Annotated in this window: 4 protein-coding genes and 2 pseudogenes; 4 read left to right on the top strand and 2 right to left on the bottom strand. The window is 42.4% G+C overall.

What is annotated here, in order from left to right:
- Positions 1 to 133 precede the first annotated feature (133 nt).
- The 3 genes from ABD917_RS08540 to ABD917_RS08530 all read left to right on the top strand — a co-directional run bounded on the left by ABD917_RS08540 (position 134) and on the right by ABD917_RS08530 (position 2297).
- Positions 134 to 1486, top strand: a complete 1353-nt coding sequence (locus ABD917_RS08540; protein WP_345119641.1) for a Bgr_08870 family protein — start codon at positions 134 to 136, stop codon at positions 1484 to 1486.
- Between the two features lie 9 nt (positions 1487 to 1495).
- A complete protein-coding gene (locus ABD917_RS08535) occupies positions 1496 to 1738 on the top strand; it encodes a hypothetical protein (RefSeq protein ID WP_345119640.1) in 243 nt (80 codons plus the stop codon).
- A 217-nt stretch (positions 1739 to 1955) separates the two neighbouring features.
- A complete protein-coding gene (locus ABD917_RS08530; RefSeq protein ID WP_019220245.1) occupies positions 1956 to 2297 on the top strand; it encodes a HigA family addiction module antitoxin in 342 nt (113 codons plus the stop codon).
- On the opposite strand, the gene ABD917_RS08525 is transcribed toward ABD917_RS08530, so the two are convergent.
- Positions 2292 to 2864 carry a Rha family transcriptional regulator gene (locus tag ABD917_RS08525; protein ID WP_345119639.1) on the bottom strand — a complete coding sequence of 191 codons (573 nt, stop codon included), beginning with the start codon at positions 2862 to 2864 and terminating at the stop codon, positions 2292 to 2294. The genes ABD917_RS08530 and ABD917_RS08525 overlap by 6 nt on opposite strands.
- A 437-nt stretch (positions 2865 to 3301) precedes the next feature.
- Here ABD917_RS08525 and ABD917_RS08520 point away from each other — a divergent pair.
- Positions 3302 to 3997: pseudogene (locus ABD917_RS08520) on the top strand (phage tail sheath protein); the annotation flags it as partial.
- On the opposite strand, the pseudogene ABD917_RS08515 reads toward ABD917_RS08520, so the two are convergent.
- Positions 3967 to 4185, bottom strand: a pseudogene (locus tag ABD917_RS08515) (hypothetical protein); the annotation flags it as partial. The pseudogenes ABD917_RS08520 and ABD917_RS08515 sit on opposite strands and share 31 nt — an antisense overlap.

The following is a 4185-nucleotide window of genomic DNA, read 5'->3' as shown; positions in this document are numbered from 1 at the left end:
CAGAGCGTAAATTTGTGAGCAGCGACAAAACAGCACGACAAGCGCGCCTTAAACTCACCCTTACCGGTGGACCGGCGGCACGGTCAATGGTGAGCGATTTTGGTGCTGGCATATTGTGATGGGAGAACAAAAAATGAGCAAAACTAAAAAACTCGACATGGAATTGCCAAAAGAGGGACGTTTTATCAGTTCTGAATTCCCAATCTTGCGCGAAAACCTCACCAAACTTGATCAAGCTCTTATAGCTGTTGAAGAAAAAGCAGACCAAAAAGCCCCTTTACAACACGCCCATACAATCAGTGATGTGACGGGTTTAGAAAGTGCTCTTAATGGCAAGATGCCAGCCTATAAAACCTTCACTTTTGCTGATTTAAGCGATATCGAGGGCGCCAAAGATGCCGCCAACAACTATGTGCTCTATAAATCAAGCAATAATAATTTTACCTTTGGCAGTGCCGTTTCCTTATTAGGTGCACATCAACATAAAACGGAAGATATCGTGGGGCTTGATGACTTTAGAGCCAAGATTAACCAAAATCTGACCAGCTATGGACGTCTCAAACAAGCCAATGAATGGCAAAGTTATAATAAATTTACCAACAAAGTCACCATGAGTGGTGGTTTAGAATTGTTAGGCAATTCTTCATTTAGCTTTCTCCATAATGGTGAAGTGATCACTAACTTAAGCACAAGCGGAAGCATGTTGAAAAGACCGCTGAAAATCGATGGTGAAGCTGTTTATACCAAGTCACAAATGGATAAATTAATAACTTCATTAGTCAAAAAAACTGTCGAAATTCTTATGACAGAAAGTGGTTCTATACCCTTTCCTGAAGGTGTCACTGATGACACAAATGTAGAAATATGGGCGTGGGGTGGTGGTGGAGGCGGTGGAGATGGAGCTAGAATCACAAGTAACAGCAAATCAAATAATTTTGGCGGCGGCGGTGGTGGTGGTGCTCAAAGTGTGCGCGTGAAAACAAAAGTCTCTGAGCTTAAAAAATCAACGACAGTGCAAATCGGGCGTGGTGGTCGTGGTGGCAGTAATAGTAAATATGGGTATGCAGGCGGAACAACAATGATTGGAAATATTATGACTGTGTTTGGTGGAGCCGGAGGCGGTGGGGGTGCTGACGGTGCTGGCGGCATGTCTTATGTCAGAGGAAGTCGCGGTGGCAATAGTAGTTCCAGTGGTTTTAACGGCTTGGGAGGTTATATTTTTTCTGGCGGCGGTGGTGGAGATGGCGGAAGTGGCCACGGTGGAAGCTCTGTTTTTGGAGGTGGCGGTGGCGGCGGTGCTGGTGCTTATAATGGAGCAGGTGGTTATGGTGGTGAAAGTGAAAAAGGTGGTAATGGTGGTCACGGCTGTAAAGGTAGTGGTGAAGGCGGCGGCGGCGGCGGCGGATATTTCAATGGGAATGATGGTGAAATTAATTGTGGCGGTAGTGGCGGCGACGGAGCAATCTTGTTGAAATTTTTTATCTAGGAGATATTGATGGAATATGCAGTTGTTGAAAATGGTGTGGTAACAAATATTATTGTCGCATCAAAAGATTATGTTCACGCCTTTGATGGTGAGGCTATCCCCTCAAGTGAAGCACAAATTGGTTGGACTTATAAAGACGGAGTGTTCTCTCCTCCCCTGTTGGATGAAAACAAAGAACAATCCGCATCTACGCAACCAGCAGCGAAAGACGCAGTCGCAGAGCCCCCTATAGGGGAGCCACAAAAAAGGTGAATAAGCTAAGTTATAGGAATGCTTGTTGTATAAGCTGGCTTTGTATGATTTGTCCTTTTATCGCTCTTTTAAAGCCCTTTAAAAGGGCTTTTTTTGACTGACACTGTCAGTCTTATGGAGCATGGTGATGATTGTTATTGTCTCTTCATTGATTTGGAGAGCAAAATGACAATAGAATTTAAATTTCGTATTCACTTTATGAAGAAAGGATACAGTTATGAATGACATTCCTGCACAAAGAGATAAAAACCGCTGCCCTACTCATCCAGGAGAAGTTTTAGCAGATATTATTCCTGAAACTGGCAAAACAAAATTAGAAATTGCACAGATGCTCGGTATATCACGCCAACATCTTTATGATATCCTGAAGGCAAAAAAACCCGTTTCTCCTGCTATTTCTGCTTGCCTTGGAAAAATGTTTGGTGATGGAGCTGCCATATGGTTACGTATGCAAGCCAATTATGATGCTTGGCATGCAGAGCGTGATATTGATGTCTCTTCTATTCCAACACTAACAGCTAACGAAATGAATGCGCAAATGGAACATAGCCATTCATGATCTTCTCCCCACCCTAAAGATGGGGAGATGAATCATATTTTTTAATATAGCGGCTTTTACAACGGACTTTTCTAAGACTTTTTTTGTTTCTTCAACAAGTTTTTTATAATGTTTGCTCTCTTCTACTAACGTAAAGTCTTTAACAAGATGCATGTGAAGAGGTCCATAAATGTAGACAGCCTTTTCGGTTGGAGACATATCGTCCCAGTTGCTTGGAAAAGAAAACCGTGTATCGCGGTCATTATCAATTAACTGGTTTTTTAAATCATCGAAAGCTTTAACGAGTGCTTTTTTGAATGCACGCACCGTATCATTGTTACGCATATAGGTCATGAGTAAGGTCGCTTGTGGTTCCTTGAGAATCGCAACTTCTCTCTTTTGACCGCCTTTACCGTCTCTTTTACTCACTTGGATTTCAAATCCAAGTGAACCAAATTCCTCAAAATCCTTACGATTATTGCGTACTAACTGTATAACTGTTTTATGCGTATTCCCTACACCCTCTGCAATTTTTAAAGAGGTTGTAACAACGATACCATCATTGTTGATTGTTACTAAATTGTTCATGATGAACTCCTAATGGTTTTAATGTCTCTATTGACACCCCCAAGAGTGCCGGGCGTTAGAAACACGGCCATTAGTCCGTCGCTATGCCTTCCCCTCGTGAGAAGGTATTGTATAGCATAGCTACACCCGACAAAATCGTTATATGCCAATAATAGCATAAAAGACAATCAGTATTTTAAATGCATAGGAGAGATCTTACGTGACCTATCCGCTAATGGTTTAGTGTTTCTAGCACTTGTGATTCGAGTAACATGAGGGTTGTTAGTGTCAATATGCTTTTAAAAAATTATTTCACATATTGTTGTTTTCAAAGGATCGCATTTGAAATGGGAGTGAACCAAAATCCTTATGATTTGCTATTTTAAAGGGTGAGATTTCAAATCCAACCCTCATTTTTCATCTTCATTTCATTCGCCACTATTTTAAAGGAGCATAAAATGGCAACAGGTTTTCTACACGGCGTTGAAGTTGTCGAGGTTGATGACGGCACACGCCCCCTTCGTACAGTTCAGTCTGGCGTTATCAGAATTATTGGCACAGAACCCGATGCAGATGAACAAGCCTTTCCTCTTAACACACCCGTTTTGGTTGCAGGCTCTCTTTCACAAGCCGCAAAACTGGACAAAACAGGCAAACGACGCGGCACTTTACCCAATGCTCTTGATCTTATTTTCAAGCAAGTGGGAGCAATTGTCGTCGTTATCCATGTAAAAGAAGGAGACAATGAAGAAGCAACACTCAGCAATATTCTAGGTGGTGTGAACGAACATGGCGCCTATGAAGGTGTTCATGCTTTCATTGGAGCGCAATCTGTTGTGGGACAAACACCACGTATTCTGATTGCTCCAGGCTTTACCCATCAACGCCCAATCAGTGTGAATATTGAAGGGGATGGAACGAGCGATAGTGCCAAAACTGAAATCAGTACAACCTCGAACCCCGTTGCAGCAGAATTGATTGGCATTGCAGAACGTTTGCGTGCGATTGTAGTGATTGATGCCCCCAACACAACAGATGAAGCAGCCCTTAGCGCAGCAAAGGATTTTGATTCAAAACGCGCCCTTCTCATTGACCCATTTGTCAAAGTTAATCGCAATGGCAAGATCTTAGAAGAGCCACCAACACTAGCATTGCCATAGACCTTACCATAAATTTTTGCACGACCATTGATAACCGCATAATTATAAACTTTTGGCATGGCTATGAATGCGAGCAAAGCCAGAAACCTTGGCACGCCCATAAATCCTTGCATAACTAAAAACCACAGCATCATAAGAAACATGGGCATAGTCATAAATATGGGCATCAGCATGAACGCGGG

Origin of the sequence: Bartonella pachyuromydis (assembly GCF_039543065.1) — a bacterium.
Lineage (GTDB): Bacteria > Pseudomonadota > Alphaproteobacteria > Rhizobiales > Rhizobiaceae > Bartonella > Bartonella pachyuromydis.
This window is presented reverse-complemented; position numbering and strand designations above follow the sequence as displayed.